Here is a 24,483-nt window from a genome sequence, read left to right on the forward strand (position 1 = left end):
CGGCCTCGCGAAACTGAGCCTGGTCAAGCGCAATCCCATGCCGGTTGAGCTTGATACCTCTTCTCATCTGAACAACTGTTCGCGAACCGAGACGCCGCTTTCTGAACCTCGATGAATACTGCGACTGATCTTTCGGATCGTCGACACAAGGGGCGGCTGTCGAGGCGGCTGGCGAAGTTTTTCCAAAGCCGGCTTTAGACAACCGGCGTTGACATGGAGACGGCGCTGCTCAAATGAGACAGCCAGCCGCCTCAGGGCCGTGGTGGCGTCGAACCCGCGCCGCGCCGACCGGCGCACCCGCTCTCTCCGCGCCGTGCGCGCCAAGGATTCAAAGAGTTCAGATGACGGCCACCGCGACCGCTCCTGTCCCCGCATCGCCCCCCGTGAAGGAAGCGCCTTACTTCGTCGAGAAGGTGCTGTGGGTGAAGCACTGGACCGACCGCCTGTTCAGCTTCGCCATCACCCGCCCGGCCAGCTTCCGCTTCCGCTCGGGCGAGTTCGTGATGATCGGCCTGCCGCCCCGCGAGGACCTGGGCGAGAAGAAGCCGATCCTGCGCGCCTATTCGATCGGCTCGCCGCACTTCGCCGAGGAGCTGGAGTTCTTCTCGATCAAGGTTCCGGACGGTCCGCTGACCTCGCGCCTGCAACAGATCAAGGAAGGCGACGAGATCCTGCTGGGCAAGAAGCCGACCGGCACCCTGGTGCTGGACGCCGTCCGCCCGGGCAAGCGGCTCTTCCTGTTCGGCACCGGCACGGGCCTGGCCCCGTGGTTGTCGGTCGCCCGCGACCCCGACGCCTACAGCCGCTTCGAACGGGTCATCGTCGCCCACGGCGTGCGCGAGGTGAAGGAGCTGGCCTATCGCGACCTGTTCACTCGCGAGATCCACGACGATCCGCTGGTCGGCGACGAGGCCAAGGCCCAGCTGACCTACTATCCGACCGTGACCCGCGAGCCGTTCGAGCGCCAGGGCCGCTTCACCGACCTGATCGAGAGCGGCAAGCTGTTCGCCGATCTGGGCCTGGACCAGGTCAAGTTCGATCCCGAGCACGATCGCGCCATGCTGTGCGGCTCGATGGCCATGATCAAGGACACCGCCGCCCTGCTGGAGGCCCATGGCCTGAAGGAAGGCTCGAACGCCGAGCCGGGCGACTTCGTGATCGAGCGGGCGTTCGTCGGGTAGGCATCGCCTCCTCGAAAGCACACAAAACCTGCCTTCCTAGGCCTTGTGCCTAGGACCCATGGCCGAGCCAGGCGCGGGCGGTCTAGAAAGAGCACCGTCCGTGTGGGCGGGCTACGATCGCGCTCAATACGAGCCGGACGCTGGGTCCTAGGCACGAGGCCTAGGAAGGCGGATTCGTTTTGGGGCTAGGTGCGTGGCTAATCTTCCCAACCTCAAGAACCTCACGGTCGAAGACGCCCGCGCCCGGATCCTGGACGGCGCCGCCCGCCTGGGCGTCGAGACCGTTTCGCTGACCGACAGCCTGGGCCGCATCCTGGCCGAACCGGTCGTCGCCGACCGCCATCAGCCGCCGTTCGACGCCTCGGCCATGGACGGCTGGGCGATCCGCCGGGCCGACTATGCGCCGGGCGAGGCTTTCGCCGTCGCCGGCGAGAGCGCGGCGGGCAGGGCGTTCGGACGCGAGATCCAGGCGGGCGAGGCCGTGCGCATCTTCACCGGCGCCCCGGTTCCGGCCGGCGCCGATCTGGTCGTTATTCAGGAAGAGGCCGTCCGCGAGGGCGATACGGTGCGCTTCGAGGCCGGTCAGGATCCCAAGTCCAACATCCGAGCCGCCGGCGGCGACTTCCAGGCGGGCGACGTCCTGCTGGAGGCCGGCCTCGTCATCGATCCCTGGCGGCTGTGCCTGGTCGCCTCGGCCGGCCTGGCCCGCGTCCCGGTCGCCCGTCGGCCGCGCGTGGCGATCCTGGCCACCGGCGATGAGCTGGTCCCGCCAGGTCGCGCGCCACGTCCCGACCAGATCTATGAGAGCGGCTCGTTCAGCCTGGCGGCCCTGATCGGCGCCTGGGGCGGCGAGGCCGTCCGGCTGACCGCCCAGGCCGACGACGCACGGGCGATCGCGGCGGCGGTGGCGCCGGTGGAGGCCGACCTGATCGTCACCATCGGCGGCGCCTCGGTCGGCGACCACGACCTGGTCAAGCCGGCTCTGAAGACGCTGGGCCTGGAGCTCGCCGTCGAGACGATCGCCGTGCGTCCCGGCAAGCCGACCTGGTTCGGCCGTCTAGACGCCCCCAAAGGTCAGGATGACCGCAGGGTTCTGGGCCTGCCCGGCAATCCGGCTTCGGCGCTGGTCTGCGCCGAGCTGTTCCTGCGCCCGTTGCTGGCGGCCCTGGCCGGCGGCGATCCCGAGGTCCGTATGGTCCCCGCGCGACTGGCCGCGCCGCTGCCCGCCGGCGGCCCGCGCGAGCACTGGATGCGCGCGGCGCTGTCGGTCGATTCCGAGGGCCGGACCGTCGCCACGGCCTTTCCCGATCAGGATTCTTCCCTGGTCGGGGTGTTCGCGCGGGCCGACGCCCTGCTGCGCCGACGGGCCGGCGCGCCGGCCATTTCGGCGAACGACGTCATCGAGGTTCTGCCCCTTCGCCGCGGCTGAAACCGCGACGGCGACGAATTGGCGTGCTACTTCGGGTCCGACTCTCGTCCGGGCGCACCCCGGCCTTCAGGCTCAAGAGGTTTGTTTCATGGGGCATGCAGGCAAGATCGCGACACACGTCCTGCTGGCCTTCCTGGCCCTGCTGCTGGGCCGCTACCTCGTCATCGACATGCCCTTCACGCCGGATACGCTCCTGCAGGCGGGCTACTACGCCCTGGCCGCGCTGCTGGTCGAGCTGGCGTTCCGGGTCGAGCGCGCGCCCTGGCGCTTCGTGTCGGCCAGCGACCACCTGCGCCTGTTCCGTTCGGCGGTGCTGACCGCCGCGACCTTCATGGTCATCACCCGCTTCGCCCATCCCGGCATCGACGGCGGCCTGCGCACCGTGGCGGGCGCGGCCCTGTTCCAGGGCACCTTCCTGTCGGCCCTGCGCGTGATCCGCCGCAGCCTGCATGAACGCCAGCTGCTGGAGTCGGTCCTGCGCCTCGGGCCGGCGTCGATGCACCCGGCCTTGCCGCGCCTGCTGATCGTCGGCTCGGCGACCGAGGCCGAGGCCTTCCTGCGCGCCCCGGCCGGCCTGGGCGAGCGTTACGCCCCGATCGGCGTCGTCTCCCCGCTGGACCGCGAGACCGGCGACGAACTGCGCGGGGTCTGCGTGCTGGGCGCGATCGCCGATTTCGACCGCGTGCTGGCCCGCCTGCGCGACAGCGGCCTGCCGCCGTCGGCCATCCTGTTTCTGACCGACAGCGCCATGAGCACCTTCGGCGCCGAGCGCCTGGGCCGGCTGAAGACCGAGGGCGTACGCCTCCTGCGCCGCCATGGCGTGGTCGAGATGGGCGTGGCGGCGGCCAATGCCGGTCCGGTCCTGCGCGAAATCAGCCTGGAGGAACTGCTGAGCCGTCCGCCCGTGCGCCTGGATCCCGAGCCGGTCCGCGCCCTGGTCTCGGGCCGCCGCGTGCTAGTCACCGGGGCCGGTGGCAGCATCGGCTCGGAACTGTGCCGCCAGATCGCCGCCAGCGGCTGCGCCCAGCTGACCATGGTCGACGCCTCGGAATACAATCTGTTCCACATCGACCGCGAGATCGCCGACAGCCACCCGCTGCTGCCGCGCCGCGAGGTGCTGTGCGACGTGCGCGACACCGCCCGCGTCCACCGGGTTTTCGCCGAACAGGCGCCGGACATCGTCTTCCACGCCGCGGCGCTGAAGCACGTCACCCTGGTCGAGAACCATCCCTGCGAGGGTGTGCGCACCAACGTGCTGGGCACGCGCAACGTCGCCACGGCCGCCAAGGCCTGCGGCGCGGCGCACCTGGCCTTGATCTCGACCGACAAGGCCGTGGCCCCGACCAGCGTGATGGGCGCGGCCAAGCGCGTGGCCGAGGCCGTGGCCCGCCAGTACGGCGGTGGCGGCGACATGCGCGTCAGCATCGTGCGGTTCGGCAACGTGCTGGGCTCGGCCGGTTCGGTCGTGCCGATCTTCCAGCAGCAGATCGCCCGCGGCGGCCCGGTCACCCTGACCGACGCGGCGGTCGAGCGCTACTTCATGACCATTCCCGAGGCCGTGCAGCTGGTGCTGCGGGCCGTGGCCCTGTCGATGATCGCCTCCGAGCCCGAGGCTGGCGTCCTGACCCTGGAGATGGGCGAGCCGGTCAAGATCATCGACCTGGCCCGGCGGATGATCGAGCTGCAAGGCCTGGCGCCCGGCCGCGACATCGACATCAAGATCACCGGCCTGCGCCCCGGCGAGAAACTGACCGAGACCCTGGTCGACGTGAACGAGGTCGCCCGCCCCAAGGCCCCCGGCATCATGGAGGCCCTGCGCCTCTCGGCCGCTCCGGTCATCGAGGACGCCCGTCTCGACACCCTGGACGCCCTGGCCGCGGCCGGCGACGAGGCCGCCGTCCGCGCCCAGCTGTTCGACCTGGTCGAGGACCTGCGCCAGGTGGGCCCGTCCAAGGTGGTCAAGATCCGGGCGTCTTAGGCGAGGGCAGGTCGGGTTGCGACCCGCTTCCGCCCTTTAGGTAGCCTGCTTTCGGGCGGGGCGTTTAAGCGATCTAGACCCCTCGCTCGCGATTTGGACACAAAGCGGAAAAGAAGCAGGAGCACTCTCGGAGGCTGCAATTCCGATGAGGCGTCCGATGGCGCGACCATCAAGGTGGCCCTGTATCGCTTTTGCGACCATCGGCTTTGCCGTAGCGGCGGCATCTCCGCCCGCGCGAACCTCTGTCGTCAGTTCGGTAACTCACAAACCTGAGCGCCAGGGCCAATGCTTTTCTACCCGGATCAAGCAAGTGACCTTCCGGTTATTCGACGAGACCAAGAAGCGCCCTGTTCCTGGCACCGGCAGCAAGATCTACTTCGCCGACGGGCATGAGAACGTCGAATACAATCAGGTCGCAGAGATGGATGCATCTCGGTCCGGCGATCCTGTGCAGTTGTGTGTGCACCTGCTGCCGGCGGGGCCGCCGAGTTGCCCGGCCGACGATACGCGTGGGATCGTCTACTGGGTGAAGAACCTGCGGACCGGTAAATCCTGGGAAAGCTCCGACGCTCCGCATAACTGCGGCGGCGCTTAACAAGGTCTGCCAGTCGGTGATTGGAGGGGCAGAGCTTTCCACTCATGTCGGATGTTCGAATGGTCCGCTGGGCGATGGGGCGTTCAAAAGCTAAGTTGGCACCATGACTTGGCGCCACCTGACAACCCGCGATCCTATTCGCCTAAAGAGCGCCGACGACGCTCCTTGTTGGCTTCCGGCGACTAGAGAGATCGATGCTCGTGTCGTGGTAATTTTGGGCGAAGAAGACGATGCGCCCATCGTAGTCCAATTGCATACGCCGTCCATTGTCGGGCTCGACGAAGCCATTGGTCTCCACCTCACGCTCGTTGAAGCCGGAGCGCAATGGCAGGACGCCGGTGTCGTAGAAGTAAGGCGGTTTCAGTTCCCTCTGGGCTCCCCATCATTGCGCGAAGGAACCGTAAGCTCTTTTGTCGAAGGGCAACTGACCTACGAGCGGTGGCCATTCGATCTTGCTGAGGTCTTTGCTGAAGCCGACGGCGGCGGCGGTTCAAGAATGATCAGCAGCGTCGAGTTATCCCAGCTCGTCGATTACGCCAGGACGCACGACGCGGCAGTGACGTCCGTCGAGGCCTACGAATTGAGGGGCGCTTTAGAAATTCCCCGGGTCGACCTTAGTATCTACGGCCTTGATGGAAACGACGAGGGATTGTCGGACACTCAGCGCATCGACTTGGCCGCAGGATATGTGAGCGAGATGCTGGCTCTGGCCGAGAAGACGGGTCACCGCTTCGGCTATCGAGTTTGGGTATGGCCGAACGCTGACCGCTAACGTCTACAATCCACCCATCTCCGCCCCAACCAAATCCCGCGCCTCGGGCCACACCCCGGCCACCGCCCCTAGACTCCGTTCCCCCCGCCTGCTACACGCCCCGCCTCGCTCCCGGACCCTGGTCCTGGGGCGCGCTTGTCGTTTGGGCCTCGGCTCCGGCGGCTTGATCAAATCCGTGGAAGGGCCGCCAAGCCCGCACCACGGCTCACCAGCGAGGGCTTCGGCCTTCACGAGAGGACACTATGGCTAAGAAGATCCTGGGCTACATCAAGCTCCAGGTGAAGGCTGGCTCGGCCACGCCTTCGCCCCCCATCGGCCCGGCTCTGGGTCAGCGCGGCGTCAACATCATGGGCTTCTGCAAGGAGTTCAACGCGCGCACCGAGAACGTCGAAAAGGGCACCCCCCTGCCGACCGTCATCACGGTCTATCAGGACAAGTCGTTCACCTTCGTCACCAAGACGCCCCCGGCGACGCACTTCCTGAAGCAGATCACCGGCCTGAAGTCGGGCGCCAAGCTGACCGGTCGCGAGACCGTCGGCGAGGTCACCCGCACCCAGCTGCGCGAGATCGCCGAAAAGAAGATGAAGGACCTGAACGCCAACGACATCGAGGCCGCGGCCAAGATCATCGAAGGCTCCGCCAAGGCCATGGGCCTGAAGATCGTGGAGGCCTAATCCAATGGCTACGCAACCCAAGCGCATCAAGGCCTGGACCGGCGACCGCGACGCGGCCCACTCGGTCGAAGCCGCCATCAAGCTGGTCAAGGAAAACGCCAAGGCCAAGTTCGACGAGACCATCGAGATCTCGGTGAACCTGGGCGTCGACCCGCGTCACGCCGACCAACAGGTCCGTGGCGTCGTCAACCTGCCGTCGGGCACCGGCCGTGACGTCCGCGTCGCCGTGTTCGCCAAGGACGCCAAGGCGGCCGAAGCGACCGCCGCGGGCGCCGAGCACGTCGGCGCCGACGACCTGTACGAAAAGATCGCCGGCGGCTTCATGGACTTCGATCGCGTCATCGCGACCCCGGACATGATGGCCCTGGTCGGTCGCCTCGGTAAGGTGCTGGGCCCGCGCGGCCTGATGCCGAACCCGAAGGTCGGCACCGTGACCCCGAACGTCGGTCAGGCCGTCAAGGACGCCAAGGGCGGCGCCGTGGAGTTCCGCGTCGAAAAGGCCGGTATCGTTCACGCCGGCATCGGCAAGGCCTCGTTCACCGAGGAAGCCCTGCTGGTCAACGTCAAGGCTCTGATCGAAGCCCTGAACCGCGCGAAGCCGTCGGGCGCCAAGGGCGTCTTCGTGAAGCGCGTTGGTCTGTCGTCGACGATGGGCCCGGGCTTCAAGGTCGACATCACCTCGATCAACGGCTGATTTCAGCCGCTTGAAGCGACGAAATGAGAAGGGCGGGGCCTTGCGGCTCCGCCCTTTTTCTTTGATCCAAGGGCGATGAGCCAAGACGACCAGATCCTCGATGTCGCCGTGATCGGCGGCGGGCCGGCCGGGCTGATGGCGGCCGAGACGATCGCCCGAAGCTTCGGAAATGGGGCCGGCAAGTCCGTGGCCGTGTTCGAGAAGATGCCGACCTTCGGGCGCAAGTTCCTGATGGCCGGACGCGGCGGGCTCAATCTCACCCACGCCGAGGATTTCGACCTGTTCGTGGACCGCTACGGCGCGCGCGCCGAGACGCTGGCGCCGATGCTGGAGGCGTTCGCCCCCGCGGACCTAGTCGCCTGGGCCCAGGACCTGGGCCAGCCGACCTTCGTCGGGGCCAGCGGCCGAGTGTTTCCCAAGGCGATGAAGGCCTCGCCGCTGCTGCGGGCCTGGCTGGCGCGGCTGGAGGGGCTGGGCGTCCAACTGCGGACGCGGGCCGAGTGGACCGGCTGGAGCGCCGACGGCGGTCTCCTGATCAACGGTGAGGTCGTGCGCGCCCGGACGGTGGTCCTGGCCCTGGGTGGGGCCAGCTGGCCCCGGCTCGGCTCGGACGCGGCCTGGGTCGGGGCGCTCGAAGGGCAAGGCTGCGCCGTCGCCCCGTTCCGCGCCGCCAACTGCGGCTTCGACGTCGCCTGGAGCACCGTGTTCCGCGAGCGCTTCGCCGGCGAGCCGCTGAAGAACATCGGCCTACGCCATGGCGAGAAGGGCGCGCGCGGCGACGCCATGGTCGCCGGCTATGGCCTGGAGGGCGGGGCGGTCTACGCCCTGGCCGCTCCGCTGCGCGACGCCATCGAGGCTGACGGCCGGGCGGTTCTGACCATCGACCTGCGCCCCGACATCCCGGTCGAGACCCTGGAGCGCCGGCTGCACGCGCCGCGCGGCGGCCAGAGCCTGGCCAATTTCCTGCGCAAGGCGGTCAAGCTGTCGCCGGTCGAGGTCAACCTGCTGCGCGAGGCCCACGGCCTGGATCTGCCCGTCGCGCCCGCGGCCCTGGCGGCCGCGATCAAGGCCGCGCCCATCGTGCTGACCGATGTCCAGCCCCTGGACCGCGCCATTTCGGCCGCCGGCGGCGCCCGGTTCGAGAGCCTTGACGGCCTGGCGCTGAAGGACCGCCCGGAGGTGATCCTGGCCGGCGAGATGCTGGACTGGGAGGCCCCGACCGGCGGCTATCTGCTGCAGGCCTGCTTCGCCAGCGGCGTGGCGGCCGGGAAGCAGGCGCTGGCGCGGCTGGGTTAGGGCTTCATCGCCGCGCGGATCCTCGCGGCCATCGCCTCCAGGTCTTTCGGATCGGCGGGCGCGTTCTCGACCAGATAGGCCGGCTTGCCGGCGACGCGCGGGATCACGTGGACGTGCAGGTGCGGCACGCTCTGGCCGATCCCGTTGTTCTGGATCAGCATGAAGCCCTCCAGGCCCAGGGCGTCGACCTCGGCCTGGCCGACCTTCTGGGCGACCGCCATGACCTTGGCGAGGTCCTCGGGATCGATCTCCAGCAGGGTGCGGGCCTTGGAGGTCTTGGAGATCACCAGCACGTGGCCGGGCTCCATCGGCGCGCGGTCCATGAAGGCCAGGACGTCGGCGTCCTCGTAGACCTTGTAGGCGGGCAGCTCGCCGCGAATGATCCGGGCGAAGACGTTGTTGTCGTCATAGGCGGCCCGCAGCGGGATCCGCGTTCCGACCGTCGCCGCGCTCTGGGGATCGAACCGGGCCAGCCAGCGGATCACCTCGCTCTCCAGCGCGATGCGGGCGTCCGAGAAGCTGTGGTCGGTGGCCAGATAGGTCTCGGTCAGGTCCTTGGCGCCGGCCGCGCGGGCGGCGGCGGCCAACTTGCGCGTGGTGGGCGCGCCGGCGAACTCGGCGCCGATCATCAGCACCGGACGATCGGCGATGCGGGCGGAGAGCCGCTCAAGGTCCAGCTTGGCGGCGTCGCGCTCGATCTCGGCCACCAGGGCCTCGGGCGTCGTGGCCAAGGGCGCGGTGTCTGGGCGCATGCCCTCGATGGCGGTCTTGCGGGTCTGGTCGCTGGTGACGCCGGCCTTTTCCTTGCCGATGTCCCAGGAGTCGATCAGCACGGTCCCGGCCACGTCCCGCCGCGCGGTCGAGGCGCTGGCGGCCATGAAGCCGCCCATGCTGTGGCCCGCGACGACGATGCGCTTGGGGTCGATGTGGTACTTGGCGATGTTGGCGGGATCGGTCAGCCAGGCCACCGCCGCCTCGCCGTCGGCGCGGGCGTTCTCGAAGCTGAACCTGCCCTGGCTGCCCCACGAGCCGCGATAGTTGATCCGCATGGCGTTCCAGCCGGCGCGCCGCACCGCCTGCAGCAGGTCGATATTGGTCTCGTTGCCGGGGAAGCCGTGCAGGAACAGCAGGGTCGGATGCGGCTGCTCGCCCGAGGCCGTGTACAGGATGGCGTTGATCTTCGAGCCGGCGACGTCGACCTGGAAGGCCGCCATGTCGGCCGGGTGCTCCTTGTCGCGCGCGGGATCGGCGACCACGGCGCGCGGCGTCGGCGCGACCTTGGGCTCGGCCAGGACGGGCGCGGCGACCAGCGCCCCCAGGAGCAGGGCGCACGCCCCGGCGATCAGCTTGCGAGTCATGGACGTCCCGTCTCCCATCCAACCGGCTCCTGCCAGTTCTCGGTCGGGGACGCTGCTATCTCCTGGCTCAAACGGCAAGGGAGGACGGCATGGCTTCGATCCACAAGGACATCCTGATCGACGCGAGTCCGGAGACGGTCTGGGACGCCGTGCGCGACGTCGGCGCGATCCACGAGCGGCTATGCCCGGGCTTCGTCGTCGATACCGAGATGGTCGACGACGGCGCGGCCCGCATGGTCACCTTCGGCAACGGCATGGTGGTCAAGGAAGTGATCGTCGACCTCGACGACGCCCGCCGCCGCCTGGTCTGGAGCGTTCGGAGCGAACGCCTCGCGCACCACAACGGCGTCATGCGCGTCGAGGACGCCGGCGAGGGCCGTTCGCGGGCCGTCTGGACCGCCGACGTCCTGCCGCACGCGGCGGCCGAAAGCGTGGGGCCGATGATGGAGATGGGACTGGCGGCGATGAAGGCGCGGCTGGAAGCGTGAGGGAAGGGGGCGGGTGTTGATATCCCCCCGAACTTCGTCTATACGGCGCGTCTTCTCCGACGGACTCCGGTCCGCCGAAGAACCTGTTTGAGAACAACGGGGCGTGGGGTCACCAACGCCGTAATCGAGGAAGAGCCCTTCCTCGCCGTCGGGAGACAGGGATAGAGACGCCAAGTCTTCCTGCTCGTGACCACCCCTTCTTCGCGTTGGGCCGGTCCGGGACCGGAACGCGGCCGACTTTCCTTGGAACAGGCAAATGCGACTCGCACGCGGGAGCAATTCCGCATGGGACCGCATCTGGCTGCCGGAATGGTCCGGCTGCTGTTATTGAGTAGGAGACCGCAATGGACCGCGCTCAAAAGCAGGAATCGATCGAGTCGCTGAAAAGCGTCTTCGCCGATGCCGGCGCTGTCGTCGTGACCCACTATACGGGTCTGACCGTTGCGGAAATGACCGACCTTCGTCTTCGCCTCCGCAAGGAAGGCGCCGCGATCAAGGTTGTGAAGAACACCCTGGCCCTCAAGGCTCTGGACGGCAAGCTCGGTGACAAGGGCGACAAGCTCTTCACCGGTCCGGTCGCCATCGCCTACGGCCCGGACGCTGTCTCGGCCGCGAAGATCGCGGTGCAGTTCGCCAAGGAAAACGACAAGCTCAAGGTTGTCGGTGGCGTCCTGGACCAGACCAACGTGCTGGACGAGAACGCGGTGCGCGCTCTGGCGACCCTGCCGTCGCTGGACGAACTGCGTGGCAAGCTTATCGGCCTCATCCAGGCTCCGGCGACCAAGATCGCTGGCGTCCTGCAGGCTCCGGCCGGCCAGCTGGCTCGCGTCTTCAACGCCTACGCGACCAAAGACGCCGCGTAACGGTCATCCCCGCAAATCTATCCCAATCTCTCTAAGGAACTGACACATGTCGAAGCTCGAAAAGCTGGTCGAAGAACTGTCCACCCTGTCGGTGCTGGAAGCCGCTGAACTGTCGAAGCTGCTGGAAGAAAAGTGGGGCGTCTCGGCCGCCGCTCCGGTCGCCGTCGCCGCCGCTGGTGGCGCCGCCGCCGCTCCGGCCGAAGCCGCTGAAGAGCAAACCGAGTTCACCGTCGTCCTGGTCGACGGCGGCGACAAGAAGATCAACGTGATCAAGGAAGTCCGCGGCGTCCGTCCGGACCTCGGCCTGAAGGAAGCCAAGGACCTGGTCGAAGGCGCTCCGCAGAACGTCGTCGAGAACGTCTCGAAGCAACAAGCCGAAGAGATCTCGAAGAAGCTCACGGAAGCCGGCGCCAAGATCCAAATCAAGTAATCTGGCCCCCGCTTTCGCGGGGACTGGGTTCCTTTGGAACTGCCGAGCGGCCTCGGAGGGAAACCTCCGGGGCCGTTTTCTTTGGGCTGTGAGCGCCTCGTGTCTGTGATGGGCGGGAAGCGGTCCGTGGAATCCCTCTCTCTATGAGAGATGGCTTTGGCGCGAGGGCCGCTACGGGGGAGTACCTGGGGACCGGTTTCAAGGCGGGCGGCGCCGGCGCGAACCTACCTCGCCAGGCCAGCCAATAGGCCGTCAATGTAGGCCGCGCGTCACGCCCTTCTCGGCGGCGACGCCCGCGCGCCATTCCCCCGGAGAAACGCCGGCCCAGTCCCGGAAAGCACGGTAGAAGGACGTGGCGTCCTGATAGCCGAGCAGGTAGGTGACCTCGTCGATATGGATGTCCGGGTCGGCCAGCAATTGCTGGCTGAGTTCGCGTCGCGCATCGGAAAGGAGGGCCCGGAACGTCGTGGCCTCACCGGTTATTCGTCTCTGCAGCGTGCGCTCGCTCATGCCCAGATCTCGCGCCACGTGAGCGACCTCGGGACGACCGCTGGCGAGAGACCGCTTCAGCACCGATTTCACCCGGTCGGCGATCGCGTCGCTCTCCTCGATCTCCGCGAAGGCCGCCGCCAGTCCCGGCGTCACGAGGTCCAGAAACTCCGGGCTGTGGCCAGGGAAAGGCGCGGCCAGATCGTCGAGGTGGAAGGTCATGGCGTTCCGTGAGGCTCCAAACGCCAAGGGCGCCCCGTAATAGGCCTCGAGCTCCGGCGTCACGGGCCCGGGCCGGCGGTATTCAATCCGCGCCGGCGTGATGCGCCTGCCGGCGCCCCGGCGTCCCAGCTCCAGCAGGAACATGAAGCTGAGATCGACCGAGATCGCCGGCTCGGCCTCCGTCGCGAAGGGCCACGCCTTGGTGATGGTCCACCGACCGTTCGCCGCCTCGGTCGTGAACACCTCGCAGGCGCCCATCCGTTTGAAGCGCTCGATCCTCTGGATGGCGTCCCGGAAGTCGGCGGCGTAGAGCGCGGAAATGAAGGCCGGCTGGTGGCCGGAGAGGTCGGCCGCCCGAAGCAGGCGCAGCGCCATGGCGGGGTCGTCCGCGATCGTCTCGACCGCCTTCCAGATCGCGAACAGTTGCGTCGTGGAGAATGTCGCCGAGGCGTCGAGGTGCAGGCTCGACGGCAGCCCCGCCAAGCGCAGCACCTTGGGGGGCTCAAGGCCGGCGGCGCGTAGGGCGCGCCACAGCGTCGGCGGGAACCGGCCCCTGTCCACCACGGGCGAAGTCATCTGAATCGCTTCCTTTCTGCGCGTGCGCGGATGCTGGCCATCCTCGAGAGAATGGCCAGGAACGCTGGGTTTCGCTAGCGCGGGTCGACGCGCGCCTGCGACGAGGCATGGGCCCGCAACGCGGCGCAGGCGGCGGCCCAGGGGCGACCATCGTCATCCAGGGCAGAGCGCAGGTAGGCCCAGGTCATGCGCAGGACGATCTCCAGCCGATCGGGATCCTCGTCGTCGGTCTCGCGGGCGTCGTAGCCCGAAATGCCGCCCAGCCCGTGCTTGGCGCCGAGCACGGTCATCAGCGCCTCGGCGCCGGGGCTCTCGTGGAACGGGTCGGCATGCCAGGCCGGCCCGCGCACGGTGAGGTGAGCCGAGGCGTCGTCGCTGCCGATGACGACCAGGCTCCTGGTGGTCATGTGCGAAAAGTCGGGATTGAAGAAGGTGTAGTTGCTGGCCGCCATCTCGCTCAGGCTGTCGCCGCCTTTGCCAGGCGCGGTGAGAAGCACGCCGGCCTTGATGCGGGGCTCGAGCAGGTTGACGTCCTGGGCGTCCGGATCCTTCGGGTCGGTGAGCCGAGCGCCCAGCAGCATGCCGGCGGTTTGACCGCCCATGGAATGACCCACAACCGCGACCTTGCCGTGATCCAGACGTCCCTTGAAGGCCGGGGCCGCCGCCTCGATCTCGTCGAGACGGTCTAGGATCAGGCGCATGTCCTCGACGCGAGACCGCCAGAAGAGCGGTCCGCCGGCGGCGCCGGCCGGAAGCCCCGCGACCTTGGAGTTCAGATGGGTGGGCTGGATCACGACGAAGCCGCGCTCGGCATAGAAATTGACCAGCGGGCCGTAGCCATCCTTGGAGGGGATGTAGTTCGAGGGGCCGTGACCGTGTGACAGCAGCACGATGGGCAGGCCGTCGCCTTCGGCGGGGCCCGTGACGCGCAGTTCGAGCGGCAGCGGCCGCTCCGTCGTGGCCAGGGTGATCGGACTGACCGAGATCGTCGTCCGGGCCTCGTCCACCGGGATGTGACGCGCGTCTTTGATGAGGTTGTTCATGGCTGCCTGCTCCGGGATCATGCCGCGCGGCGATGAGCGCCGGCGTCGTGATGGAAGCTAAGGCGTCCGCGAAATGCTTCACTCACGGAGCGCGCCATTCAACTGGCGGAATGCGCCAAAGGACTGGCCGCGGAGCGCCACGAATAGGATTCAAACCAAGCGTCGGAAGCTGCCGCGCTCGCCTTCGGCTTGGTGTCATTGACGCCTCTTGAACTCTTTCCCGTTTCGCCCGAAGCCAAGGTCCTCGAACCACCTCGGCAGGGCTTCATGAACCGCAGAGACGTCATCCTCGCCGGCGCGGCCATGGCGGCCACCCCTGCCTTCGCCGCGCCGGGGATCGGCGGGATCCGCATGCCCGCGTCCGTCGCCGACAGCGAGTTGCGTGGCCTGTCGCCGACGGGGGGCAAGACTTACTGGGCCTCCGGCTCCAAGGGCTGGCTGATCCGGGGTCGGGACGAGCGCCAGGATCCGATGCGGATCATCGGGGCCGAGGATCTGGACTTCCGAGGGCTGCACGCCTTCGACGACCACCACGTGCTGGCGATGAGCGCGGGGCCGGGCGGCGCGTCCCAGCTGTGGCGCACCCAGGATGGCGGCAAGACGTGGAAGCGGCTGGCGGCCAACCAGGACCCCGATGGCTTCTGGGACTCGATCGCCTTCGTCGACAAGCGGCGCGGCTTCATCCTGGGCGACCCGACGCAGGGGCGCTTCACCGTGCTCTATACAGCCGACGGCGGCGAGACCTGGGCGCGGTTGCCGCCGGAGGGCGTGCCGCCGGCCGCCGAGGGGAGGGGGCGTTCGCCGCCAGCAACGGCTGCGTCGCCATCGGCCGCCATGGCCAGGTGGCGTTCTGCACCGGCGGGGCGGGCGTGGCGCGGGTCTATCTGTCGCGCGGCGGCGGCGGGGTCTTCGTGGCGATGGACACGCCGATCCTCGCCGACGCGCCCTCGCGCGGGGCTTTCGCCATCGCTTTTGGACAGCGCGGCGAGCTGTGGGTCTGCGGCGGCGACTACAAGAACCCCAGGGGCGAGGGCGTGAACCTGGCCTGGCTGGCGCCGGGCAGCCTGGCCTTCCAGCCGGTGGCCGCCCCGGCGGGCTATCTGTCGGGGATCTCGGTCGAGGGCGAGACGGTGATGGCCACGGGCCTGGCCGGCACGATCCTGGCCCGCGATGGCCGCCACTTCGAGCGGGTCTCGGCCGCGCCGATGAACAGCGTGCGCCTGACGTCGGAAAAGTCCGGCGTGCTGTGCGGCCCGATGGGATCGATCGGCCTCTGGCGGGCGTGATGGTTCGGTGTGGTGGAACGCTTCGTCCCGCCCCACGTTCACCCCGCATGCTCAAGCTCGCTGGTGTCCTGCTCGCCCTCATGATCCTGTTCGGGATCCTCGGCTTCGTCGTCAACGTGGCCGGCGCGATCACCAAGGTGGCGTTCTTCGTCTGTCTGATCGCCCTGGGCGTCTCGCTGGCGATGAAGGCGTTGAAGAAAACGCCATAGCGTCCGGGCGACGCCTTCGCGGCGGATGACGGCGGGCCGAAGGCCCGGCCGGCCGCCTGTTTACGTCGCCTGACGAATCCCCCTTTTCTTCCGCCTTCGCATCCCCTATATCCCCGCGTTCACGATTACATCGGCGGAGCGCTCGCGCGCGTCCGTATTACGCCCCGAGGCGCGATCAGCCGCCCTCCGATCAGCGCGAAGGGGCGCCCGTCAGGCTTCCGATCCCGGTCGCCCGACAGGGGAATTCCAGCGTCCGCAGCTTCCCGAACAGGGAAGCAGCGAGGGTGGACGCTAAGGACATTCGAATTTCACACGCGGAGTCCGTCCGCGTTCAGGGAAACAACATGGCGCAATCCTTCACCGGCAAGAAGCGGATCCGGAAGTCGTTCGGCCGCATCCCCGAAGCTGTGCAGATGCCGAACCTCATCGAGGTTCAGCGCTCGTCGTACGAGCAGTTCCTCCAGCGCGAGGTCCGTCCGGGCCAGCGCCGCGACGAGGGCGTCGAGGCGGTCTTCAAGTCGGTGTTCCCGATCAAGGACTTCAACGAGCGCGCCGTGCTCGAATACGTCTCGTACGAATTCGAAGAGCCCAAGTACGACGTCGAGGAATGCATCCAGCGCGACATGACCTTCGCCGCGCCGCTGAAGGTCAAGCTGCGCCTGATCGTCTTTGAAACCGAAGAAGAGACCGGGGCTCGATCCGTCAAGGACATCAAGGAGCAGGACGTCTACATGGGCGACATCCCGCTCATGACGGACAAGGGCACCTTCATCGTCAACGGCACCGAGCGCGTCATCGTCTCGCAGATGCACCGCTCGCCGGGCGTGTTCTTCGACCACGACAAGGGCAAGACCCACGCTTCGGGCAAGCTGCTGTTCGCCGCCCGCGTGATCCCGTACCGCGGCTCGTGGCTGGACTTCGAGTTCGACGCCAAGGACATCGTCTATGTCCGCATCGACCGTCGCCGCAAGCTGCCGGCCACGACTTTCCTCTATGCCCTGGGCATGGACGGCGAAGAGATCCTGACCACGTTCTACGACGTCGTCCCGTTCGAAAAGCGCGCGGGTGGCTGGGCCACCCCGTACAAGCCCGAGCGCTGGCGCGGCGTGAAGCCGGAGTTCCCGCTGGTCGACGCCGACACGGGTGAGGAAGTCGCTCCGGCTGGCACCAAGATCACCGCCCGCCAGGCCAAGAAGTTCGCCGACGCGGGTCTGAAGACCCTGCTGCTGGCCCCGGAAGCCCTGACCGGCCGCTACCTGGCCCGTGACGCCGTCAACTTCTCGACCGGCGAGATCTATTCGGAAGCAGGCGACGAGCTGGACGTTCCGGCGATCCAGGCCCTGGCCGACCAAGGCTTCGACACCATCGACGTGCTGGACATCGACCACGTCACGGTCGGCGCCTACATGCGCAACACCCTGCGCGTGGACAAGAACGCCGTCCGCGAGGACGCGCTGTTCGACATCTATCGCGTCATGCGTCCGGGCGAGCCGCCGACCGTCGAAGCCGCCGAAGCGATGTTCAAGTCGCTGTTCTTCGACGCCGAGCGCTACGACCTGTCGTCGGTGGGCCGCGTGAAGATGAACATGCGCCTGGAGCAGGACGTGTCGGACGAAGTCCGCATCCTGCGCAAGGACGACGTCCTGGCCGTGCTGAAGGTCCTGGTGGGCCTGCGCGACGGTCGCGGCGAAATCGACGACATCGACAACCTGGGCAACCGTCGCGTCCGCTCGGTCGGTGAGCTGCTGGAAAACCAGTACCGCGTCGGCCTGCTGCGCATGGAACGCGCCATCAAGGAACGCATGTCGTCCGTCGACATCGACACCGTGATGCCGCACGACCTGATCAACGCCAAGCCGGCCGCCGCCGCTGTTCGTGAATTCTTCGGCTCCTCGCAGCTGTCGCAGTTCATGGACCAGACGAACCCGCTGTCGGAAATCACCCACAAGCGTCGTCTCTCGGCCCTCGGCCCGGGCGGTCTGACCCGCGAGCGCGCCGGCTTCGAAGTCCGCGACGTTCACCCGACCCACTACGGCCGGATCTGCCCGATTGAAACGCCGGAAGGCCCGAACATCGGTCTGATCAACTCGCTGGCCACCCACGCGCGCGTCAACAAGTACGGCTTCATCGAGAGCCCGTACCGTCGCGTGAAGGACGGCAAGCCGCAGGACGAAGTCGTCTACATGTCGGCTATGGAGGAATCCAAGCACGTCATCGCGCAATCGAACATCTCGGTGGCGCAAGGCGAGATCGTCGACGACCTGGTCCCGGGCCGCATCAACGGCGAACCGACCCTCCTGCAAAAGGAGACGGTGGACCTGATGGACGTGTCGCCGCGCCAAGTCGTGTCGGTGGCCGCCGCCCTGATCCCGTTCCTCGAAAACGATGACGCCAACCGCGCGCTCATGGGTTCGAACATGCAACGTCAGGCCGTGCCGCTGGTGCAGTCGGACGCCCCGCTGGTCGGCACCGGCATGGAAGCCGTCGTCGCCCGTGACTCGGGCGCCGTCGTCATCGCCAAGCGCACCGGCGTCGTGGAGCAGATCGACGGTACGCGTATCGTCATCCGCGCCACCGAGGAAACCGACGCGGCCCGCTCGGGCGTCGACATCTACCGCATGTCGAAGTTCCAGCGCTCGAACCAGTCGACCTGCATCAACCAGCGTCCGCTGGTGAAGGTGGGCGACAAGATCAGCGCCGGCGACATCATCGCCGACGGTCCGTCGACCGAGCTGGGCGAACTGGCCCTGGGCCGCAACGCGCTCGTCGCGTTCATGCCCTGGAACGGCTACAACTTCGAAGACTCGATCCTGATTTCCGAACGCATCGTCCGTGACGACGTCTTCACCTCGATCCACATCGAGGAATTCGAAGTCATGGCCCGCGATACGAAGCTGGGTCCGGAAGAAATCACCCGCGACATCCCGAACGTCGGCGAGGAAGCCCTGCGCAACCTCGACGAAGCCGGCATCGTGGCGATCGGCGCCGAAGTCCAGCCGGGCGACATCCTGGTCGGCAAGGTCACGCCGAAGGGCGAAAGCCCGATGACGCCGGAAGAAAAGCTGCTGCGCGCCATCTTCGGTGAAAAGGCCTCGGACGTCCGCGACACCAGCCTGCGCCTGCCCCCGGGCGTCGCCGGCACGATCGTCGACGTGCGCGTCTTCAACCGCCACGGCGTCGACAAGGACGAACGCGCCCTGGCCATCGAACGCGCCGAGATCGACCGCCTGGGCAAAGACCGCGACGACGAGTTCGCGATCCTGAACCGCAACATCTCGGGCCGCCTGAAGGAACTGCTGATCGGCAAGGTTGCGCTGTCGGGCCCGAAGGGTCTGTCGCGCGGCGAGATCACCGCCGACGGCCTGTCGCAGGTCGCCTCGGGCCTGTGGTGGCAGATCGCCCTGGAAGACGAAAAGGCGATGGGCGAACTGGAAAGCCTGCGCCGCCTGTTCGACGAGAACCGCAAGCGCCTCGACCGTCGTTTCGAAGACAAGGTCGACAAGCTGCAGCGCGGCGACGAACTGCCTCCGGGCGTCATGAAGATGGTCAAGGTCTTCGTGGCCGTGAAGCGCAAGCTGCAGCCGGGCGACAAGATGGCCGGCCGTCACGGCAACAAGGGCGTCATCTCGCGCATCCTGCCGATCGAGGACATGCCGTTCCTCGCCGACGGGACGCACGTCGACGTCGTTCTGAACCCGCTGGGCGTGCCTTCGCGCATGAACGTCGGTCAGATCTTCGAGACCCACCTGGGCTGGGCCTGCGCCAACCTTGGCAAGCAGATCACCAACCTGCTGGAAGACTGGCAGCACGGCGGTCAGAAGCAGGCCCTGATCGATCGCCTGCGTGACGTCTACGGTCCGGACGAAGAACTGCCGGAGTCGGAAGAAGAGCTGGTCGAGCTGGCCCGCAACCTCGGCAAGGGCGTTCCGATCGCCACCCCGGTGTTCGACGGCGCGCGCATGGACGACATCGAGGACCACCTCGAAATGGCCGGCGTGAACCGCTCGGGTCAGTCGATCCTGTTCGACGGTCTGACCGGCGAGCAGTTCAAGCGCCCGGTCACGGTCGGCTACATCTACATGCTGAAGCTGCACCACCTGGTCGACGACAAGATCCACGCCCGTTCGATCGGTCCGTACTCGCTGGTCACCCAGCAGCCGCTGGGCGGCAAGGCCCAGTTCGGCGGTCAGCGCTTCGGGGAAATGGAAGTGTGGGCTCTGGAAGCCTACGGCGCGGCCTACACCCTGCAGGAAATGCTGACGGTGAAGTCCGACGACGTGGCCGGCCGGACCAAGGTCTACGAGTCGATCGTCCGCGGCGACGACACGTTCGAAGCCGGTATCCCGGAAAGCTTCAACGTGCTGGTCAAGGAAATGCGCTCGCTCGGCCTGAACGTCGAGCTGGAGAACAGCTGATCCGGATCTCCCTCCTCCGCCCCCTCTTTCTGAAGAAGAAAGTCGGCGGGGGAGGGGCCTCCCCTTCAGCCCATTCTCCACTTTGAATTTTCGCGGGTGATCCCGCAGAAGGAACCAAGATGAACCAGGAAGTCCTGAACATCTTCAATCCGGTCCAGGCCGCTCCGACCTTCGACCAGATCCGCATCTCGCTGGCCTCGCCGGAAAAGATCCGCTCGTGGTCGTTCGGCGAGATCAAGAAGCCGGAAACCATCAACTACCGTACGTTCAAGCCCGAGCGTGACGGCCTGTTCTGCGCCCGTATCTTTGGCCCGACCAAGGACTACGAATGCCTGTGCGGCAAGTATAAGCGCATGAAGTACAAGGGCATCATCTGCGAGAAGTGCGGCGTCGAAGTCACCCTGGCCCGCGTCCGTCGCGAGCGCATGGGCCACATCGAACTGGCCTCGCCGGTCGCCCACATCTGGTTCCTGAAGTCGCTGCCGTCGCGCATCGCCATGATGCTCGACATGCCGCTGAAGGACATCGAGCGCGTCCTGTACTTCGAGTACTACATCGTCACCGAGCCAGGCCTGACGCCTCTGAAGCAGCACCAGCTGCTGTCGGAAGACGACTACATGCGCGCCCAGGAAGAGTACGGCGACGACAGCTTCACCGCCGAGATCGGCGCCGAGGCCATCCAGAACCTGCTCAAGGCCATCGACCTCGAAAAAGAGGCCGAGCGTCTGCGCGAGGAACTGTCCGGCACCGTCTCGGACATGAAGCAGAAGAAGTTCAGCAAGCGCCTGAAGATCCTGGAAGCCTTCCAGGAGTCGGGCAACCGTCCCGAGTGGATGGTGCTGACGGTCGTTCCGGTCATCCCGCCGGAACTGCGTCCGCTGGTGCCGCTGGACGGCGGCCGCTTCGCGACCTCGGACCTCAACGACCTGTATCGCCGGGTCATCAACCGTAACAACCGCCTGAAGCGCCTGATCGAGCTGCGCGCGCCCGACATCATCATCCGCAACGAAAAGCGGATGCTGCAGGAGTCGGTCGACGCCCTGTTCGACAACGGTCGTCGCGGTCGCGTGATCACGGGCGCCAACAAGCGTCCGCTGAAGTCGCTGGCCGACATGCTGAAGGGCAAGCAAGGCCGCTTCCGTCAGAACCTGCTGGGCAAGCGCGTCGACTATTCGGGCCGTTCGGTCATCGTGGTCGGTCCCGAGCTGAAGCTGCACGAGTGCGGCCTGCCCAAGAAGATGGCGCTGGAGCTGTTCAAGCCGTTCATCTACGCGCGCCTGGACGCCAAGGGCCTGTCGGGCACCGTCAAGCAGTCCAAGCGCATGGTCGAGCGCGAGCAGCCGCAGGTGTGGGACATCCTCGAAGAGGTGATCCGCGAGCACCCGGTGCTGCTGAACCGCGCCCCGACCCTGCACCGTCTGGGCATTCAGGCGTTCGAGCCGAAGCTGATCGAGGGCAAGGCCATCCAGCTGCACCCGCTGGTCTGCGCCGCGTTCAACGCCGACTTCGACGGCGACCAGATGGCCGTGCACGTCCCGCTGAGCCTGGAAGCTCAGCTGGAAGCGCGCGTCCTGATGATGTCGACCAACAACATCCTGTCGCCCGCCAACGGTCGCCCGATCATCGTGCCGTCGCAGGACATCGTCCTGGGTCTGTACTACCTGTCGGTCGCCCGCGAGGGTGAGCCGGGCGAAGGCAAGATCTTCGCCGACCTGGGTGAAATCGAAGCCGCCATGGACGCCGGCGTCGTCTCGCTGCACGCCAAGATCAAGGCGCGCCACACCGAGATGAATTCGGAAGGCGTTCTGGTCCGCAAGGTGATCGACACCACGCCGGGCCGCATGAAGATCGCCGCCCTGCTGCCGCAGCACCCCCAGATCGGCCACCGCCTGATCGAAAAGGCGCTGACCAAGAAGGAAATCGGCAACCTGATCGACATCGTCTACCGCCACTGCGGTCAGAAGGCGACGGTCATCTTCGCCGACAAGGTCATGGGTCTGGGCTTCAAGGAAGCCGCCAAGGCGGGCATCTCGTTCGGCAAGGACGACATCATCATCCCGGTCCGCAAGACCGCGATCGTGGAAGAGACCCGCAAGCTGGCCGAGGAGTACGAGCAACAGTACGCCGACGGCCTGATCACCAAGGGTGAGAAGTACAACAAGGTCGTTGACGCCTGGGCCAAGGCCACCGACCGCGTCGCCGACGAGATGATGGCCGAGCTTCAGACGAAGCATAAGGACGAGAACGGCCGCGAGAAGGAAATCAACGCCATCTACATGATGGCCCACTCCGGCGCCCGCGGTTCGCAAGCCCAGATGAAGCAGCTGGGCGGCATGCGCGGCCTGATGGCCAAGCCGTCCGGTGAAATCATCGAGACCCCGATCGTTTCGAACTTCAAGGAAGGCCTGACCGTTCAGGAGTACTTCAACTCGACCCACGGCGCTCGTAAGGGCCTCGCGGACACCGCGCTGAAGACCGCCAACTCGGGCTACCTGACCCGTCGTCTGGTCGACGTCGCGCAGGACTGCATCATCGTCGAGGAAGACTGCGGCACCACCCGGGGCATCACCCTGCGCGCCGTGGTCGAAGGCGGCGACGTGCTGGTCTCGCTGGGCACGCGCGTCCTGGGCCGCTTCACGGCCGAGGACGTCAAGGATCCGGGCACCGGCGAGCTGGTCGTTCCGGCCGACACCTATATCGACGAGAACATCGCCGACGCCATCGAGGCGGCGGTCGTCCAGTCGGTCAAGGTCCGCTCGGTCCTGACCTGCGAAGCCAAGATCGGCGTCTGCGGCGCCTGCTACGGTCGCGACCTGGCGCGCGGCACTCCGGTGAACATCGGCGAAGCGGTCGGCGTCATCGCCGCCCAGTCGATCGGTGAGCCCGGCACGCAGCTGACCATGCGGACGTTCCACATCGGCGGCACCGCCCAGGTGGCCGAGCAGTCGTTCTTCGAGGCCTCGAACGAAGGTACGGTCCGCGTGATCGGCCCGACGGTCGTGGGCGCCGACGGCGCGCTGGTCATCATGAGCCGCAACACCTCGGTCAGCGTACTGGTCGACGGCAAGGAGCGCGAAACCTACAAGCCGCCGTACGGCGCCCGCCTGCGGGTCAAGGACGGCGACGCGGTCAAGCGCGGCCAGCGTCTCGGCGACTGGGACCCGTACACCACCCCGATCATCACCGAAGTCGGTGGTCGAATCCGCGCCGAAGACCTGGTCGACGGCCTGTCGATCCGCGAGGAAGTCGACGAAGCGACGGGTATCGCCCAGCGCGTCGTCGCCGACTGGCGTACGTCGGCCCGCGGTTCGGACCTGCGTCCGGCCATGGGCGTGCTGTCGGAAGACGGCTCGTACAAGCGCCTGTCGAACGGCGGCGAGGCTCGTTACCTTCTGTCGGCCGGCGCCATTCTCTCCGTCGCCGATGGCGACGAGGTGAAGCCGGGTGAAGTGATCGCGCGTATCCCGACCGAAGGCGCCAAGACCCGGGACATCACCGGTGGTCTGCCGCGCGTCGCCGAACTCTTCGAAGCCCGCCGTCCGAAGGACTGCGCGGTCATCGCGGAAATGGACGGCCGTGTCGAATTCGGCAAGGATTACAAGAACAAGCGCCGGATCAAGATCACGCCGGACGTCGACGCCGATGGCAACCAGCCCGAGGCGGTCGAGTTCCTGATCCCGAAGGGCAAGCACATCGCCGTCCACGACGGGGACTACATCTCCAAGGGCGAGTACATCATCGACGGCAACCCGGATCCGCACGACATCCTGCGCATCCTGGGCGTCGAGGCCCTGGCGAACTTCCTCGTCGACGAGATCCAGGAGGTCTATCGACTGCAGGGCGTGCCGATCAACGACAAGCACATCGAGACGATCGTTCGTCAGATGCTGCAGAAGGTCGAGATCCTCGAGCCCGGCGACACCGGCCTGATCAAGGGTGACCACCTCGACAAGCCGGAGTTCGACAAGGAACAGGACAAGGCGGTTGCTCGCGGCGGTCGTCCGGCTGTGACCCAGCCGGTGCTGCTGGGCATCACCAAGGCCTCGCTGCAGACCAAGAGCTTCATCTCGGCCGCGTCGTTCCAGGAAACGACCCGCGTCCTGACCGAAGCCTCGGTGCACGGCAAGACCGACACCCTGGAAGGCCTGAAGGAAAACGTCATCGTGGGTCGCCTGATCCCCGCTGGCACGGGTTCCTACCTGCGCAGCCTGCAGCGCGTCGCCGCCAAGCGCGACGAGCAGCTGGCTCAGCAGCGCGAAGAAGCGATGGAGCCGCTGCCGGCCGAGATCGCGCTCTCGGACGCCGAATAGGCGTCCGAGACACTCAAGAAAGCCGGACGCCGAATAGGCGTCCAAGACACTTAGAAAGTCGGACGCCGAATAGGCGTCCGAGACACCTAGAAAGTCGGACGCCGAATAGGCGCCGGCTTCGAGCGAAATACGGAAAGGCCCGGGAGCGATCCCGGGCCTTTTTCGTTGGCTGATA

The 24,483-nt window shown here is 67.0% G+C and carries 17 protein-coding genes and 1 pseudogene; 15 read left to right on the top strand and 3 right to left on the bottom strand.

Features of this window, described 5'->3' with window-relative positions; all coding sequences use genetic code 11:
- Window positions 1–233: 233 nt before the first annotated feature.
- From MZV50_RS04940 to MZV50_RS04975, 8 genes are all read left to right on the top strand, one after another.
- The gene (locus tag MZV50_RS04940; RefSeq protein WP_436792207.1) at window positions 234–1,181 is read left to right on the top strand and encodes a ferredoxin--NADP reductase; all 948 of its coding nucleotides are present in this window, start codon (window positions 234–236) and stop codon (window positions 1,179–1,181) included.
- Between the two features lie 193 nt (window positions 1,182–1,374).
- A complete protein-coding gene (locus tag MZV50_RS04945; protein WP_252633288.1) occupies window positions 1,375–2,610 on the top strand; it encodes a molybdopterin molybdotransferase MoeA in 1,236 nt (411 codons plus the stop codon).
- A gap of 88 nt (window positions 2,611–2,698) precedes the next feature.
- Window positions 2,699–4,588: a nucleoside-diphosphate sugar epimerase/dehydratase gene (locus MZV50_RS04950; RefSeq protein ID WP_252633290.1), complete on the top strand. Its 1,890-nt coding sequence runs from the start codon at window positions 2,699–2,701 to the stop codon at window positions 4,586–4,588.
- A 157-nt stretch (window positions 4,589–4,745) separates the two neighbouring features.
- Window positions 4,746–5,183: a hypothetical protein gene (locus MZV50_RS04955; RefSeq protein WP_252633292.1), complete on the top strand. Its 438-nt coding sequence runs from the start codon at window positions 4,746–4,748 to the stop codon at window positions 5,181–5,183.
- Window positions 5,184–5,286: 103 nt separating this feature from the next.
- Window positions 5,287–5,955, top strand: a complete 669-nt coding sequence (locus tag MZV50_RS04960) for a hypothetical protein (protein ID WP_252633294.1) — start codon at window positions 5,287–5,289, stop codon at window positions 5,953–5,955.
- A 242-nt stretch (window positions 5,956–6,197) separates the two neighbouring features.
- The gene (gene rplK, locus MZV50_RS04965) at window positions 6,198–6,629 is read left to right on the top strand and encodes a 50S ribosomal protein L11 (RefSeq protein ID WP_056046604.1); all 432 of its coding nucleotides are present in this window, start codon (window positions 6,198–6,200) and stop codon (window positions 6,627–6,629) included.
- Window positions 6,630–6,633: 4 nt separating this feature from the next.
- Window positions 6,634–7,323, top strand: coding sequence for a 50S ribosomal protein L1 (gene rplA / locus MZV50_RS04970; protein ID WP_252633295.1), 690 nt, complete (start codon window positions 6,634–6,636; stop codon window positions 7,321–7,323).
- Between the two features lie 75 nt (window positions 7,324–7,398).
- Window positions 7,399–8,619 carry a TIGR03862 family flavoprotein gene (locus MZV50_RS04975; RefSeq protein WP_252633296.1) on the top strand — a complete coding sequence of 407 codons (1,221 nt, stop codon included), beginning with the start codon at window positions 7,399–7,401 and terminating at the stop codon, window positions 8,617–8,619.
- Here the strand turns inward: MZV50_RS04975 and MZV50_RS04980 are convergent.
- Window positions 8,616–9,977, bottom strand: a complete 1,362-nt coding sequence (locus MZV50_RS04980; RefSeq protein ID WP_252633298.1) for an alpha/beta fold hydrolase — start codon at window positions 9,975–9,977, stop codon at window positions 8,616–8,618. The genes MZV50_RS04975 and MZV50_RS04980 overlap by 4 nt on opposite strands.
- A gap of 89 nt (window positions 9,978–10,066) precedes the next feature.
- Here MZV50_RS04980 and MZV50_RS04985 point away from each other — a divergent pair, with 89 nt between their 5' ends.
- The 3 genes from MZV50_RS04985 to rplL all read left to right on the top strand — a co-directional run bounded on the left by MZV50_RS04985 (window position 10,067) and on the right by rplL (window position 11,758).
- The gene (locus MZV50_RS04985) at window positions 10,067–10,465 is read left to right on the top strand and encodes an SRPBCC family protein (protein ID WP_252633299.1); all 399 of its coding nucleotides are present in this window, start codon (window positions 10,067–10,069) and stop codon (window positions 10,463–10,465) included.
- A gap of 344 nt (window positions 10,466–10,809) precedes the next feature.
- Window positions 10,810–11,328, top strand: coding sequence for a 50S ribosomal protein L10 (gene rplJ, locus MZV50_RS04990; protein ID WP_252633302.1), 519 nt, complete (start codon window positions 10,810–10,812; stop codon window positions 11,326–11,328).
- Window positions 11,329–11,374: 46 nt separating this feature from the next.
- Window positions 11,375–11,758 (top strand): 50S ribosomal protein L7/L12, encoded by a 384-nt coding sequence (rplL, locus tag MZV50_RS04995; protein ID WP_010918385.1) that lies wholly within the window; start codon window positions 11,375–11,377, stop codon window positions 11,756–11,758.
- A 252-nt stretch (window positions 11,759–12,010) separates the two neighbouring features.
- Here rplL and MZV50_RS05000 read toward each other — a convergent pair whose 3' ends face one another.
- Window positions 12,011–13,045: an AraC family transcriptional regulator gene (locus MZV50_RS05000; protein WP_252633303.1), complete on the bottom strand. Its 1,035-nt coding sequence runs from the start codon at window positions 13,043–13,045 to the stop codon at window positions 12,011–12,013.
- A 74-nt stretch (window positions 13,046–13,119) separates the two neighbouring features.
- A complete protein-coding gene (locus MZV50_RS05005; protein WP_252633304.1) occupies window positions 13,120–14,088 on the bottom strand; it encodes an alpha/beta hydrolase family protein in 969 nt (322 codons plus the stop codon).
- A 267-nt stretch (window positions 14,089–14,355) separates the two neighbouring features.
- Between MZV50_RS05005 and MZV50_RS05010 the strand changes: the two are divergent.
- From MZV50_RS05010 to rpoC, 4 genes and pseudogenes are all read left to right on the top strand, one after another.
- Window positions 14,356–15,374, top strand: a pseudogene (locus tag MZV50_RS05010) (WD40/YVTN/BNR-like repeat-containing protein).
- 47 nt (window positions 15,375–15,421) lie between these two features.
- Window positions 15,422–15,583 carry a hypothetical protein gene (locus MZV50_RS05020; protein WP_252633309.1) on the top strand — a complete coding sequence of 54 codons (162 nt, stop codon included), beginning with the start codon at window positions 15,422–15,424 and terminating at the stop codon, window positions 15,581–15,583.
- Window positions 15,584–15,927: 344 nt separating this feature from the next.
- Complete coding sequence (rpoB, locus tag MZV50_RS05025; protein ID WP_252633310.1) at window positions 15,928–19,998, top strand: DNA-directed RNA polymerase subunit beta; 4,071 nt, start codon at window positions 15,928–15,930, stop codon at window positions 19,996–19,998.
- A gap of 119 nt (window positions 19,999–20,117) precedes the next feature.
- The gene (gene rpoC / locus MZV50_RS05030) at window positions 20,118–24,308 is read left to right on the top strand and encodes a DNA-directed RNA polymerase subunit beta' (RefSeq protein WP_252633312.1); all 4,191 of its coding nucleotides are present in this window, start codon (window positions 20,118–20,120) and stop codon (window positions 24,306–24,308) included.
- Window positions 24,309–24,483 lie beyond the last annotated feature (175 nt).

This window comes from Caulobacter segnis (assembly GCF_023935105.1).
Taxonomy (GTDB): domain Bacteria; phylum Pseudomonadota; class Alphaproteobacteria; order Caulobacterales; family Caulobacteraceae; genus Caulobacter; species Caulobacter segnis_B.